The organism is Algoriphagus resistens (assembly GCF_001442615.1).
Lineage (GTDB): Bacteria > Bacteroidota > Bacteroidia > Cytophagales > Cyclobacteriaceae > Algoriphagus > Algoriphagus resistens.
Genome location: NZ_LMXN01000003.1, coordinates 407,400 through 422,191 on the forward strand (window position 1 = coordinate 407,400; position 14,792 = coordinate 422,191).

At 43.2% G+C, this 14,792-nt stretch carries 6 protein-coding genes; 2 read left to right on the forward strand and 4 right to left on the reverse strand.

Annotated features, from left to right (window positions below):
• Positions 1-66 precede the first annotated feature (66 nt).
• Entirely contained in the window at positions 67-2,598 is a 2,532-nt protein-coding gene (locus tag AS141_RS08040) for a M14 family metallopeptidase (protein WP_057937122.1), read from the reverse strand.
• A gap of 249 nt (positions 2,599-2,847) precedes the next feature.
• On the opposite strand from AS141_RS08040, the gene AS141_RS08045 reads away from it, so the two are divergent.
• Complete coding sequence (locus AS141_RS08045; protein ID WP_057937123.1) at positions 2,848-3,990, forward strand: ATP-binding protein; 1,143 nt, start codon at positions 2,848-2,850, stop codon at positions 3,988-3,990.
• 269 nt (positions 3,991-4,259) lie between these two features.
• Here AS141_RS08045 and AS141_RS08050 read toward each other — a convergent pair whose 3' ends face one another.
• Genes AS141_RS08050 through AS141_RS08060 form a run of 3 tightly spaced genes read right to left on the reverse strand, consistent with a single transcriptional unit; the run spans position 4,260 to position 10,020 of the window.
• Positions 4,260-4,958, reverse strand: a complete 699-nt coding sequence (locus tag AS141_RS08050; RefSeq protein WP_057937124.1) for a DUF3823 domain-containing protein — start codon at positions 4,956-4,958, stop codon at positions 4,260-4,262.
• A 24-nt stretch (positions 4,959-4,982) separates the two neighbouring features.
• Positions 4,983-6,851: a RagB/SusD family nutrient uptake outer membrane protein gene (locus AS141_RS08055; RefSeq protein WP_057937125.1), complete on the reverse strand. Its 1,869-nt coding sequence runs from the start codon at positions 6,849-6,851 to the stop codon at positions 4,983-4,985.
• Positions 6,852-6,867: 16 nt separating this feature from the next.
• The gene (locus tag AS141_RS08060) at positions 6,868-10,020 is read right to left on the reverse strand and encodes a SusC/RagA family TonB-linked outer membrane protein (RefSeq protein WP_057937126.1); all 3,153 of its coding nucleotides are present in this window, start codon (positions 10,018-10,020) and stop codon (positions 6,868-6,870) included.
• Positions 10,021-10,666: 646 nt separating this feature from the next.
• Between AS141_RS08060 and AS141_RS08065 the strand changes: the two genes are divergently transcribed.
• A complete protein-coding gene (locus AS141_RS08065) occupies positions 10,667-14,740 on the forward strand; it encodes a two-component regulator propeller domain-containing protein (protein ID WP_198293510.1) in 4,074 nt (1,357 codons plus the stop codon).
• The last annotated feature ends 52 nt before the right edge of the window (positions 14,741-14,792 follow it).

Below are 14,792 nucleotides of genomic sequence, written 5' to 3' on the forward strand. Positions count from 1 at the left end.
ATACAAAAAAACCGGCCACTTTTCAGCAGCCGGTCTTGATACTTGGTACCAAAATCTAAATACTTCTTACTGTCCTACCATAAAGATTGCGTTGCTCAAAATCAGTTTTCCACTTTCCCAGAAACCTCTGAAAACCGGATCATCTACGAAGTAGATAATTTCGCCACGCCCTGCATTCTCTACGCCTATTGCCATAGATTCTCCCATGGTAGATTTGATTTTATAACCGATGTAACCAGATCTATAGGCATCATTGTTTGCGATTATCCCTGCATTTACACCATTGCTGAGGAAAGCGTATTTGCTTGAGTTATTTTTGAGGCTATAATACTTGCCCCCCGTTCCATATCCTAGCGGGTGGGTTTCATCCATCTTTACCTCATATATTGCTCCTGCGGCGCCACCGGAAATTGCCACCCGTTCGGCCTCTTGATAAGGGGCAAGGCGTTCGGCCTTGGCCAGGGAATCTGCTACTTTTTCCGCTGCTTTTTTCTCATCATCACTATCAAAAGTCTTTAAGCCGAACCCTTCTTTATCGGCAAAGAGGTTCAGTGCTCCGTCAATTGCTATTAGCTTTCCGCCAGCACGAACCCATTCCATGAGATTTTTCCGGGCTTGCTCGCTTAGTCCCCCACCCCACATAGAAGGCATGATAAGTACATTGTATTTGCTCAAATCATAGTGGGCAAGATTATCCAGCTCCAGATTCACCAAAGGATAGTTTAGGTCTTTTTCGAAAAAATGCCAGATAGCTCCGTAATTTAATGAGTTTGTTCCTTCTCCACCGATTAAGGCCACTTTTGGTGCTTGGATCACTCGGACATCTGGTGAGCCAAAGTCTTTTCCTTTATCAACATAGCCACTCATAGTAGTAGCCAATGTCACTTGAAATTTATTGGCGATTTCCACCACTTTTTGATCGAAGTTTGGCACATATTCATTTCCGCCTTTGGTGATCATCAGCGATCCTGCCGCAAAGCTTTTTCCTTCGACCTCAAAATCAAACTCATTGAATTTTACGCGGATCCCTTCCTTCAAAAGCGCAGAAAGGAAAGCAACATCACGCGTTCCTTGCCAATTTACCAGATAAGCAACCGGCGTTTTTTCCGCATGATTTGAAATGAACTCAGGTACTGTGTATTCACCCACCGGATCTATCCGTGACTCCACTGCAAATGCATCCAATCCATAGGCGTATGGCATAGCCCAGCTTGTGATGTCATAAGTGATGCTATCGTGAAGTGTAGGATTTGGCTCAAAAAGCACCTGAGCCAATACGGATTTCGGTTGATGGGCGCTGATGATAATGTCTTTGTCAGTGGTGGCGAAAGATTCATTTTTACCCGTTCTATACGAAAAGCCTTTTAGCCCTGATTTTGATCCTGCTTTGCCGTAACGAATGCCATTTTTGTCCAAGAGCTCCAGCAATTTGGCCGTCTGAGCAGGATTGCTTTCACTCTTGATGATAAAGCTTTTGTATAGACCTTTTGGAGAAGAGGAGTTTTCATCAAAGAATTTTTCAAATTCAGAAAGCAATTTTTCAGCGTTTTCACTAGTGACCTCTACTGCAGACATGGCAGCAGTATAGTGGCCTTCGATTCTATAGCTTAATGTCACCGTGTCTCCCACAGCATCAAAACCGCCAATCCCGGCTTGGCCTCCTCCCCCTTGCTCTATGGTCATACCAATTGCTCCGTTAAACATCGGATAAGAATCACCATAAGATGGATAAAGCAAGTCGAAGCGTTCTTTGGTAAAGTAAAACCTTCCGGCCTCATCAAAATACTTGGCAGTATTTCTGCCAAAAATGTCCTGAAACTCATGTTGAAAAGGGCTCAGTTGTTCATGAAGGGGCTCCGCGGCAGGGGCCATGTAGAAGGGATTGTTAATTCCCTGTTCGTGAAAATCCAAATGTAGCTGTGGCATCCATTGATTATAAAGCTTCATTCTTGCCTGGGACTCCACTTGTACCTGCCACGCCCAATCTCGGTTCAGATCAAATAAATAGTGATTTGCACGCCCTCCCGGCCAAGGTTCATTGTGTTCCACAGATTGTAAATCGGCCTGAAGGGTTGTATTCATTTTTTGATTGTACCAGTTTGAGTAGCGGTCACGGCCATCCGGATTAATGCATGGATCGATGATGACGACTTGATTTTTTAGCCATTCCTGAGCGGTGGCATTTTCAGGATTTGCCAAGGTATAAAAGGAAGAAATCGCGGCTTCCATTCCCACTGATTCATTTCCATGGACATTGAAAGACATCCAGTTGATCGGAACAGAAGTCGAAGGCTTTCCGTCCACCATTCCAGTCCTTTTAAGATTGTCAGTGCGGATTTGCTCCAGATCAGCCATGTTTTCAGCACTGGATAGAATTGCGACAATAAGCGGTCGTTTTTCATTGGTTTCCCCGTATTGGATGAGTTTGACATTGGGGTTGTTCGCCGCGATATGCTCAAAGTAATCGACCATACGATGGTGTGGAGTGAACCGATCTCCAGGTTTATAGCCTAAAAACTGCTCAGGGGTCTGGATCTGGGCTTGGACCGTCCAGAAAAGGGTACAAAAGAAAAAGCAAAGGAGTAAGAATCTTTTCATTGAGTTTTAATTTTTTGGGACGTTCCAATTTAGCCGAAAAAAGAAGAAGCGGAATGGCCGATCAGATAAAAGCGGTAAAATGAAAATAACTTGCTTTTCTTTACATCGAGATTGCTCTGTAGTCAGGCTTTTGGATTTACCATGAAATCCGTAAATCATACTTTCGATTTTCATGGTAAAATCTGTTTGAGATGTAGAATTAATTGCTGATATTTACCATGAAATCCGTAAATCATACTTTCGATTTTCATGGTAAAAGATCGCTTTATATTCCCATTGCTTCAGGAATACCTGTCAATTTTCCCTGCTGTAGGACTTCTTGGCCCAAGACAGGTAGGGAAAACTACGCTCGTCAAAAGCCTGAATCTCGACAGAGAGAGTGTTTACATTGACCTAGAAAGAGCCTCTGATCGAGCCAAATTGATGGATGCGGAGCTGTATCTTAAGGCGCATGCGAAGAAGACGGTGATTCTCGATGAGATTCAATTGATGCCTGAGCTTTTTTCAGAACTGAGAAGTCTGATCGATGAGCAGCGTGAGCCGGGCAGGTTTATTCTATTGGGTTCGGCATCGCCGGATTTGATCCGGAAAAGTGCTGACTCACTTGCAGGCAGGATTGGATACTTGGAACTGACTCCTTTTTTTGCAGAAGAGGTGGCTGGGGATGAGTTGGAGAAACTATGGATTCGTGGAGGATTTCCGTTGTCATTTTTGGCAAGAAGTGAGAGAGAGTCGCAGTTGTGGAGACAGAATTTTATCAAAACATATCTGGAAAGAGACCTGGCGCAGATAGGGTTGAGTACTGATCCAAGGCTGGTGGAGCGCTTTTGGATTATGCTTGCAAATGCGCAGGGAGGGATCTGGAATGGAGAAAGTTTCGCACGAGCCCTGGGAATTACACGCCCTACAGTAAATCGGTATTTGGAATACCTAGAGGGATCTTTTATGGTACGTGTGCTGCCCCCATTTCATCAGAATATCAAAAAGCGTCTGGTAAAATCTCCGAAAGTCTTTATACGGGATACGGGTTTGCTGCATTCGCTGACCGGGGTGACTTCCATGGATTCCTTGATTAATCAAGTGTTAGCAGGTGCTTCGTTGGAAGGATTTGTGATTGAGCAGATTACCTCAACCTTTGGGCAGGAGTATGACTATTATTTCTACAGGACGCATCAGGGAGCAGAATGTGATCTGCTTTTGGTAAAAAATGGAGTTGTCAAAACTGCTATAGAAATTAAAAACACCCTTTCTCCCAAACTCACCAAAGGACTTATGATATCCATGGAAGATTCCGGAGCGGAAAACGGAGTGGTGATTTGTAGGATAGATCAGGGATTTCCGCTGTCCGAGAAGGTAAAGGCAATGGGATTGAGAGAGTTTTTGCGTAGTTAGTGGGTTCAATTATGAAATTTTCAGGAATTCAGAGGCTGTAGGCTAAGAATGGTTATTATGGCTGGATGTCTATATTATTTACCATGAAATACGTAAATCAGATCTTCGATTTTCATGGTAAAATATTTTTTATTCCAAAGTAAAAAATTTGTGTTTGGCCCCTTTGGAGTATAGTATTAAAAATTTTGTTGGCTTGGTTAAAAGACAAAAAGCCGGGTTGTCCAGAACCCATCTCACTGGCTGGACTCCCCGGCATATCCATAAGAGGCTTATAGATTAACTTTTACTATCTCTGAGAAAATCATATCCTCCACGCCTTCAATTCTTACACCTACTCTCGCATAAGCATAATCTTGAGCCGGAACCCTTTCGGGTACATTTACTTCCAGAGAGATTCCACTCATAGATTCCAGATCAGCCCCACCTCTATTGGCAGTGGCAATGCTGGTGCGGTTATCCACAAAAGCTGTTTTGCTTACGTAAAGGGATACTTCTTGAATAGCTCTGGCTCCATCTTCTGTGATAATCTGATCTAAGTCAAAGCTGGCGGAAACCTGATCATTTCCGCCGTTGATAGAAACGTTCCTGATCATGTAATAAGGCATCACTTCTATATCAATGGTTTGGCTACCGGTGAGGTTTATAGGAATTGTATCATTGCCGGATTGATCGTTAATGATCTTCTGGAAAGGTCCCTGATTGTTAGGAATGATCATTTTATAATCTCCTTTGAAAAGAAGCGATGAATAGGATCCGTCCTGATCCACTGCTACACCAATATTGCCAAGTCGCTGCCAACCCGATTCCCAGAGTTCAATGTATACATCATTGTAACTTACGCCGATAGGCTCTCCCTGATAGACAATCCGGCCATCCAATTGGATGCTGGGCTCGTCGTAATTGTCAAAGCTGCAGGATGCCAGGGAAGCTGCTATTCCCATCATTCCTAGTATGTTTTTGAAATTCATGTTTTGTTGAGTTAAGAGCAATACTTATTGATTAGGATTGCGGACAATTTTCGGATTGTTGTTTCGTATACCATCATCAATTTGTGAATAGTAATTTCCCAGTCTAAATCTATGAGCATTAAAGACAGGTGCTGGTACAAATTCCTCAAACATCCACTTGCCGTTATTCGGAGAGCCTGGCTCATAATACTTAAAAGGCTTCAGTCCAAACACCCGTGTGCTTACAGCCAATGCATTGCCCGGGTTGTTTGTCAAATCTGCAGTAACGCCATTCCAAATACGGTGTGCCAACCTCCAGCGCTTCTTATCCCAAAGGATATGATTTTCAAAAGCAAGTTCTACTTTTCGCTCATGTACGATTCTGTCAAAATCAATTTCTCCTGGTGTCAGATCAATAGGAAAGCCGGCTCTTCTTCGTACTTGATTCATGTATTCAGCCGCTTTTTCCAAATCGCCTAACTCAAATGCCGCTTCAGCAGCATTCAAAAGAATCTCAGCATATCGGAATCTTACCAGCCACACAGATGAGCCAGTTCCTCTTTGTCCTGATCCTACAGAAGTATCCACATATTTTCTGAGGTAAAAGCCATTCTGCGCTGACCATTCCAATTGATCTATCGGCCCGTCAAAACCAACTACCTGCACGGTAGCATTACTTCCGGGAAGCTGTGCCTGTCCACCCAGCTGGCCAGAGGTTATCACCGAACCATCTGCTAATTTATAACCTGCCCAGATATCAACTTCCTTCCCTCTGAAAGTGGCGCCCGGCACGATCACTGTACCAAAAAGGCGTGGGTCTCTACCTTCAAAAATATCCATTGGATCATCGTAGTAAATCGGATTTCCATTTTCATCCCTAGTTGGCAATTCTGCAAAGGTATTGTCCAACAATTCGTAGGACTGAACTAAATTTAGCGAAGGATTCATTTTTCCCCCTGAAGTGTTTTCTTCACGCAGAGAACGAGGAATAGTTTCTATCGTGAAGCCATGTGTCCTTCCCTGAACCAGGAAATCCTTGGCTAGAATGACCTCGTTATTAGAGCTTTTATTCAGGAAAATATTAGTGTAGTTCTCTGACTTATCAGGGTCCTGATCATACAATTCATAAGTACCCAAGCCCATTACTTCTTCTGAGGCATTCAATGCAGTTGTGTAGTATCCATCAGCCATGCTGGCTGGAATACCAACCTCCCCACCGGGCAAGGAGACTTCCGGTGTCAGCTGCCCATAATTGGCAATCGATCCGGCATACAGCGCAGCTCTGGAAACCAGGGCAAGTGCCGCGCCTTTAGTGGCTCTGGATTTCGTGCCTCCGTTTGGAAGGTCGTTTTTCACAGCTTCCATCTCAGCGATCACAAAGTCATAAATCTCGTGCTCTTTGGCGCGCGGAAACTGTAGATAGGAAGGGTCTCCACTGTTATCATATTCGAGAGGCTCCAAGATCAATGGAACCCCGCCCATGCGCTTCACATGCTCGAAGTACACCATGGCCCGGATGAATTTAGCTTCTGCAAGGAATCGGGCTTTTGCCTCATCGGAAATTTCTGTAGCAGCCTCGCATTTCTGAATAAACAGGTTCAAATCACGGATGTAGGTATAATCCCACATACCCCAGTTACCATAACCATATTCTTGGTTTTGATGTCTCCAATAGTCTCCAGCGTTGCTGCCAAAAGCTTCATCGAAATTGGCATATTCCCACCAGTTTTCCAGCCCTTGGTAGTCTGGAAGCCGATTGTACAAATCCGCCAGTACTGAAAATACCAGGTCTTCATTTTCCCACACTTGGTCTTCTTGAAGGATGTCTGTGGGCTCTCTATCCAAAAACTGGTCATTATCACATCCTGCAAATGCCAGGAAAATGACTAGGTATATATTTCTTAAATTTTTCATTGTTCGTTCGGATTTATTAGAATGACACGTTGAATCCTACATTCACCACCTTGTTCTGAGGATATTGTAATCCGTTTGGATCTACTACTTCAGGATCAATACCAAACTGGTGCACATTATCAATTGCAAACAGGTTGTAGCTGCTTACAAATACTCTTCCTCTGGACATTTTCCATCTGTTCAGTAACTTCTCCGGAAGGGTATAGCCTACCTCCAGTGTTCTCATTCTCAAATATTTCACGTTTGTGAGCCACCAGGTCGAATTCTTATTGTAGTTACTATGGCCTCCGGTATTGAATCGGAGTGGAGGGTTTTTGCCTGCTACCCAAGGGCTGTTGATATCGAGGATATCTTCTCTGTGATAGCGATCATCATACATGGATGCCAGTAGGTTTCCGCCGTTTTGGTAAGGCCATCGCATTTCCCAGTTCTGATTATAGGAGTACATTCCACCACCGGAGAAATCAGCAGTCAGATCAAATCCTTTGTATTGGAAGTTAAAATTTAAGCCGAAGTTTAAGCTGGGTTGACCAGCAGACTGATAGCCAATAGGCCGCTCGTCATAACCATCTATCTTGCCATCATTATTTACATCTTTATAGATGAAATCGCCGGGAAGCAAGGTCTTATTCCCTTGCCCATCTATATTAACCGGATAATCGTTGATAGCTTCGAATGACTCAAACTGTCCGGTAACTTCATATCCCCAGAAGATACCATTGTATCTGTCTTCACCAGAGTTTCTATACCTGTCCCAAGATGAGCTAAAAGTTGGATTGTATGACTCAACAAATTTACTACGTGCGTAAGATGCGTTTGCACCGATTCTGAATACAAAGTCTCCGGCTTTGCCGTTCCAGTTCACAGCAATCTCTGCTCCCGAGTTTGAATCCGTATTTAGATTTTCATCCGTCAGCCCATAACCTAATTCCGCAGGCAAGAAAATATCATTTCGTACGCCTCTTAAGCCCGTTCTTCTTCTGTTGAAATAATCTACAGCACCAGTGATCTTGCCACTGCCAAACGAGAAATCCAATCCTATATCGGCTATTGTACTTACAAACCATGAAATGTTGTCAATTGGCTGGCCGGTATTTGCTGAACCTTGAATATTCTCTCCATCGACTATAACTGTGGATGAGCCATATCGGTAACCGGTCAGGTAATCAAATGGTGTGATAAACCTTGGATCATTTCGATCAATCCCCATGTTGATGTTATCATCGCCCAGCTGGCCATAGGAAGCTCTGACTTTCAGCTCATCCAGATCCAGTTTGGCCGCAAAGTTATCCATAAAGGGCTCTTCAGAGATTCTCCATCCTGCAGATACTGATGGGAAGAAGCCCCAACGGTTATCCGGCGAAAATTTCCAGGAAGCATCTGCCCGACCAGCAAGTTCTAAAAGGTATTTGCCCGCATAATCGTAATTGATACGTCCCACATATCCTATCCTAGCTTCTTCCTGTCGCTCGTCATTGTAGGTGTCGGCATCGGCAAAACGAATGATATCCAAGAAATTATTGGTAGGAACAGAGTGGATGAAGTTGTAAAGTCTGGTACGCTCGATCCGCTCGTTCAAGGCAAGTGCAGAGAAATTATGCTTCTCTCCAAAGGTCTTGTTATACGTCAGAGAAAGCTGCCATACATTCTCCATAATCTTCTCCTGCCCACGTCCACGGTACGGATTGTCGTTTCCCCCAGATCGGAAATACTCGTCTGTTTCTGGATTGTATCCATAGACATCATAGGTGTATTCGAAAGTATTTTGCATGTTGTCTGCCAGATAGTAGGAGTACAATCCCTTCGCAACCAAATCAGGAACTATCTCATATTCAGCGGTGAAGTTGGTCTGCAATACCTGCCATTTGTTGGTGTAAAAACCTGTGCGGTCATAATTCAGCAGGGCCCAGTTGGTTTCGATGTTATTGATATTGGCTGGGTATTCAGGATTGTCATTGGCATACGGACGCTCTGTAGGTCTATTTCTAAATAGCGCAAATCTTGGTTGCCAGTAATCATCTCCTCCCGGTACGCCTGGATTGTTCCGGTTTTCGATGCGGCCGTTGATCTGCATGCCTACTCTGAACTTATCAGTAATATCTGTATTGATATTGGACTGGATATTTGTTCTGTTGAATTCGAATTCATCTGAGAATACTGCTTTTTGATCAAATCGAGTTACCGACAGATAGTAATTTGTTCGCTCAGATCCACCAGACACAGAGGCGTTGAAATTGCTTTGCGGGGCATTTCCCTGGACAATAAAATCTCTCCAGTTGAATGATTTATAGCCGTACTCAGTACCTTGGTTCCACTTTTCAAGTTCTTCGGCAGTGATATTGGTATTTCCAAACTGGTTGATATCTGCATCTGCTTTACCGAGCATCCACTCATAAGCGTCCACACCATCAGGGAATCTGGACCAATTTTGCCAGCCGTAATAGCCATTGATGTTGATGGTTGGTGTTTCTCCGCGCTTGCCCTGCTTGGTTTTCACTACCACCACGCCATTTGCTGCACGTGAACCATATACGGCTGCAGATGCATCTTTCAGAATGGAGATGCTTTCAATGTCCCCAGGAGCCAGGTTATTAAACTGCCCTTCATCTTTTTGGATTCCATCGATTACATAGAGGGGAGTACCCATATTACGTATCTGAAGCCAAGCGCCAGCACCTGGTCGACCATCTGGCTGTCGGAAGGAAAGCCCGGCCAATTTACCTGCCAATGCGCCGGAAACAGTGGCGGAAGGAACCTTATCTATATCACGGCTGGTCACATTCGCTACAGCACCTGTGATGGTTTCTTTTTGTTGCTCACCGTAGCCGACGACGATTACCTCATCTAAGCTGCCGAGATCACTTTCCATCTGAAGATCAAGTTCTGTCTGTACTCCAACCAGAATCTCTTGTGTTTTAAATCCTATAAAGGATATTCTTAGAGTCGCCTCGTCGCTGGCGAGCGTAATTGCGAATGTCCCGTCCAAATCAGTAATGGTTCCATTGGTAGTTCCTTTTTCAAGGATACTTACTCCGGGCAAAGGCTCCCCGGAGGATTCTTCCAGGACAGTTCCCCGGATTGTTGTGCCTTGCTGCGCCAGCAGCGGAGTGGCTGCCAGTATAACCATAAAGAGCAGCAGGCAAGATTTCATGAGAAGAAGTCTTTTCATAAATAATCATTTTGGGTTAAAATATGTAAATAAATAGGTCTTCGGTTTTGACAATATTCATCCAGGAAGCCTTGTAAAAGGCACTTTATAGAAATAAGAAATGCGGAGAAATACTGCGTTAGTCTGAGAAGACTAGGTGGATAGCCCGGTCAGTCGGCTAGGTTGGAGTAGGAATTTTTAGCATAGGGAATTAGGGTTTATCGTAAAATTCAAGCACTCAGAATTTTTGCCCCTGCTGTGTGAAAAGGCTCTTTTTCCGAGATTATAAATGTAAATTTTCCTTAAATGGGCATGTATTAAAAAAACTTCAAAAAATGTAAAATTAACTGCCTTAAGGATCTATAAATTCCTCAGATTAACCCGAACTCCAAATTTTATGTTTATTAGTTCGTAATTATGAGTATAATATGCTGAAATATATTCGAAATAAGCCCAAGACATACATTTTGTATCAAATGAGCTAGTTGCAAAAAGGGGAGTACCGAAATCGATTCCGATAACGCCTTTTGCAGTTAAAGAATCTGTAACTTTTCAGTCATCGAATGGGAAATAATCTCCAATTATCTTCCCGAGAGTGTAAATTTTCCAATCAAAGAGATCTAGGTAAATGGTTTTTGATAATTTCAATTCCATAACCCAAAATCCCATGAACTTGTCCAAACTACTTCTGGCAGGTTTTCTCAGCCTAAGTCTTCTTTTCAGCATTTCCAGCCTGGCGCAAGAAAAGCGCTACTATTTCCGTAATTACGATGTAAACTCCGGACTGTCCCATAATTCTGTATTTTCTATTTTTCAAGATAGCCAGGGTTTTATGTGGTTTGGCACCAAATATGGCCTGAACCGATTTGATGGACAGCGGTGGAAAAACTACACCACTGATTCAAAAGGAAATCCTGAGGACATCTTAGGAAATGATTATGTGCATGTTATCCATGAGGATCGTGACGGGATTTTGTGGTTGGGAACCGATGAGGGAATATATTTATTCGATAAGGAACTGGATAAATTTTCTCTTTTCCCTTATCAAACTGAAAATGGCACTGCTCCCGCAGGAATAGTTTCTTCCATCGCCGAAGATCACAGCGGAAATATATGGATTGCCGGCAGTAACCAAGGCGTTTTCAGATTTGATTTTGTGAGCAAAGAGCTTACCCTCTTTGCCCATGATAAAAATAAAGCCGGAAGTATTCCTGCCGGAGATGTCTCTAGCGTCAAAGTGGATGAGGAGAATGTGGTCTGGATTTCGTTGGTGGGAAATGGAGTGGGACGCTTTCAGGAAGACTCAGAAACCTTCTCCATGTATCTGGATGAGGAGGGGAAACTTCCAGAGGACCATATCATCGGGTTACAGGATTGGGGAGACTTTATCCTGATTGGGACAAAGAACTCCGGAGTGAAGAAAATGGAGAAAAGCACTGGTAAGGTGTCGGATCTTCTGGTCAGTGATGAAAATGGAGCACCCTTGTTTGTTCGTGACATGTTTCAGTTCAGCAAAAATGAACTTGGTATAGGAACTGAATCCGGTCTTTTCATTTATGATTTTGTCACTAATTCATATCAGCACCTCCAAGAGAATGGGGATGATCCATACTCCATTGCCAACAATGCAATATATTCACTTTGGAAAGATTCGGAAGGAGGCATTTGGGTGGGAAGTTATTTCGGAGGAGTGAATTATCTGCCAAATCAGCCGGTGAAATTTGAAAAATACTATCCGATCACCAATACAAATACGATCAGCGGAAGGCGGGTAAGAGAAATCATCGGGAACGGTGATGGTAAAATCTGGATTGGAACTGAAGATGCCAGCCTGAACCTTTTTGATCCGAAAACAGGAAAATTTGAGCAGATACCAGTAGGAGATTCAGACAGGGAGCTTTCTTACCGGAATATCCACGGGCTGGCCAGACAAGGTGATTCTGTCTGGGTGGGGACTTTCACAGGAGGTGTAAACATCATCGATACCAAATCCGGGAAAATTCAAAATTTCAATTCAGGGACTCCCCATGCGGGATTATCCACAGATGATGTTTTTGCCATTCTGAATGATAGCAAGAACAGAATCTGGCTTGGGACACCTTCTGGGCTTTTTAGGTATGAAAAACAGGAGAATAACTTCAGGAAGTTTGAGGAATTTCGAAACTACTTTGTCTATGCCTTGCTGGAAGATCATGCCGGAAATATCTGGGCGGGAACGTACAATGATGGACTATTTCGCTTCAATCCGGAAACCGGGGAATTAGCCCAATTCGAGCCCGATCCTGATTTGCCTGGAAGCATCCCACATCAAACTGTCATTGATGTGTTCGAAGACTCCAAAAACAACATTTGGATAGCGACTACCGGTGGGGGCTTTGCCAAATTCATTTCCGAGGACCAGACCTTCAAAACCTACACGGTAGCCAATGGATTCCCTGCCAGCTCCTATTTTAAAATCCTGGAAGACAACAACGGTATGCTGTGGATTACTTCCAGTAAAGGATTGCTGCAGTTTGATCCAAAAACAGAATCAGTAAGGTTGTATGATGAGAAAAGCGGATTGATTCCCAGTCCATTCAATTATAGATCCGGCTATAAAGCCGAAGATGGCACGTTATACTTTGGCTCACAGGGAGGACTGATCTCCTTTCACCCAGACAAAATCGAAGGTTCGAATTTCCAACCCGAACTGCTTTTTACCGGCATCCAGCTGTTTAATGAGGAAATCCCAATTAATCCAACTGATGGTATTTTGGCCAAGTCGATCATCTACACCGATAAAATCACCTTGAAGCATGACCAGAATTCTTTGACATTTGAGGTAGCCTCACTTGGATTTACAAACTCACAAAGCTGGAATCTCGCCTATAGAATGGATGGGCTGGAAGATGAATGGAAGCAGATGGCTGATACACAGACTATTTCCTATTCTTATCTGCCTCCGGGGAATTATACGCTTCTGGTCAGGTCGCCAAAGATTCAATCGTCTGAAGATTACGAAGAAGCTCAACTGGAAATTGAGATATTACCCCCATTTTACCTGACATCGGTAGCTTATATTTTCTATGTTTTGCTGGCAGGTGTGGTGGCCTATTGGTTAATCTCTTTGTATAAAAACCGCGTCAATAACCGTCATCAGGTACAGCTAAATCTTTTAGAGGCAGAAAAGGAAAAAGAGCTTTATGAAGCCAAAATCGAGTTTTTCACAAATATTACGCATGAAATCCGGACTCCTCTGACATTGATCAAAGGACCGCTCGAAGATATCTTGAGCAAGGATCGTAACTGTGATCCTGAGGTGAAAAATGACCTCCTGATTATAGAAAAGAATACCAATCGCTTAATTGATCTGAGCAATCAACTCCTTGACTTTCGTAAGACAGAGCAGCGCGGATTCAAGCTGAGCTTTCTGAAAACCGAAATCAGTGGAATTTTAGACGAATTGTATGCACGGTTCAAGGTAACGGCAGTGCAATCCGGACTGAATTTTACGTTGGAAAAATCCACCTCCACACTTTTTGCAGATGTGGATAAAGAAGCTGTTATCAAAATCCTTAGCAATCTGCTAATCAATGCCCTCAAAAATGCGGATGCAATGATCCATATCCGCTTAGTATATGATCCTGGCAATTCATCAATCTTTAGAATCGAAATTTCTAACGATGGTACAGTGATTCCGTCGGATCTGGCCAGGAAAATTTTCGAACCATTTTTCCAGATCGATGAAAATAATACTTCGAAAGCCAAGCAGGGAACCGGTCTGGGTTTGCCGTTGGCCAAGTCTTTGGCCGAAATGCACCATGGTTCTCTGAGGTTGGAATCCGACCCGACACTCAACAGATTTGCTTTAGAGCTGCCGATCAAACAAAAAGAAGCTATTCATTTCGAAGAAGAATTGGAATCGCTGAATGCAGTAAAATTTGATGAGAAAACGGTTGAGGACACGGGTAAAGGGGAGAAATCGAAGAAAAAAAGCAGTCTTCCTGCTATACTTTTGGTGGAAGATAATAAGGAGTTACTCAGGTTCTTAGGCGAAAAGTTGAAAGGTAAATACGTAATTCACAAGGCTGAAAATGGTATTTTGGCGCTGGATATTGTAAAAAAGGAACCGATTGATCTGGTCATTTCAGACGTGATGATGCCAGAGATGGATGGTTTTAAACTCTGCGAACGCATCAAGTCAGATCTTGCAACCAGTCACATTCCTGTTGTACTTCTAACGGCCAAAAATAACATCAACGCCAAAATCACTGGGCTTGAAATGGGTGCAGACGTTTATCTGGAAAAGCCATTTTCCCTGGAGTTCCTGTATCTACAAATAAAAAACCTGCTTCAGCATCGTGATCAGATCAAAAAGGCTTTTGCCAGTCTTCCAATGGTGAATTCTGATACCATTGCGCATTCCAAAGCAGACGAGGAATTCTTGAATAAAATCAACAAAGCGATTTTGGGAAACATTGAAAATGAGCTTTTTGGCGTCTCGGAACTTGCAGAGCAGCTGCACATGAGCCAATCAAGCTTATTACGCAAAATAAAAGCAATTTCCGAGCTGACTCCAAATGGTTATATCCGCCTAGTTCGATTGAAAAAATCAGCTGAACTGCTCAGCGATGGACTTCATAGCATTGCTGAAATAAGCGAAATGGTCGGTTTCAACAGTCCCTCCTATTTTACGAAATGCTTTCAAAAACATTTTGGGGAATTGCCAAAGGACTTTTCGAAAAAACCTGATGTCTTGTAGCCGAGACTTGACCCTCTTAGGAATAAAAAACATCCAGAAAAAACCGTCCAAC